The organism is Oleiphilus sp. HI0086, assembly GCF_001635225.1.
This window is the reverse complement of the sequence record NZ_LWFZ01000124.1, coordinates 1-1,004: the sequence shown is the minus strand read 5'-3', so window position 1 is coordinate 1,004 and position 1,004 is coordinate 1. Positions and strand designations below refer to the sequence as shown.

Sequence of the window (1,004 nt, the reverse complement as noted above, 5' to 3'; positions counted from 1 at the left end):
CTATTGGCCGAACCTTCCAGGAATCGCTACAGAAAGCTTTACGTGGTTTGGAAGTCGGTTCTTACGGCTTCGAGCCGAAATTGGATCTGGCTTCTGAAGATGCTAAATCAGAGATGATTCGAGAGCTTCGTAACCCGAGTGCCGAGCGTATCTGGTATGTCGGTGATGCTTTCCGTTCTGGCATGTCGGTTGATGAAATTTACAAGCTAAGCGGCATCGACCCTTGGTTCCTGGTTCAGATTGAAGATTTGATTGAAGAAGAGTGTGTTGTATCGAATATGACACGCACAGACATGACTGCTGAAGCGATGCTTCGTCTTAAGCGTAAGGGTTTTGCTGATCACCGTTTGGCAGAGCTACTTGGTATTACCGAGAAAGAATTGCGTACGCTACGTCAGGGCTTCGATATTCGCCCTGTCTATAAGCGTGTTGATACCTGTGCTGCAGAATTCTCATCGAACACGGCTTACATGTACTCAACCTATGAAGAAGAGTGTGAGTCTCAGGTTACTGACAAAGAAAAGATCATTGTTATCGGTGGTGGCCCTAACCGTATTGGCCAGGGTATTGAGTTCGATTACTGCTGTGTTCATGCTGCCTTTGCCATGCGTGAAGACGGTTACGAGACCATCATGATCAACTGTAACCCAGAGACGGTTTCAACGGATTACGATACTTCAGACCGTTTGTACTTTGAGTCAATTACCCTGGAAGACGTATTAGAAATCGTTCAGCTAGAGAAGCCAAAGGGCGTGATTGTGCATTATGGCGGTCAGACGCCACTTAAGCTTGCGCGTGGTTTAGAAGAAGCTGGAGTGCCAATTATTGGTACTAGCCCAGATGCAATCGACCGTGCAGAAGATCGTGAGCGCTTCCAGCAAATGATTGAGCGCTTGGGCTTACGTCAGCCAGAAAATGCCACGGTTCGAAGCCATGAAGAAGCGATTACTAAAGCGACTGAAATCGGTTATCCGCTAGTTGTTCGTCCATCTTATGTATTGGGC

At 47.2% G+C, this 1,004-nt stretch carries 1 pseudogene; it reads left to right on the top strand.

Going from position 1 to position 1,004, the window contains the following annotated elements:
- Positions 1-1,004: pseudogene (carB, locus tag A3756_RS01835) on the top strand (carbamoyl phosphate synthase large subunit); the annotation flags it as partial.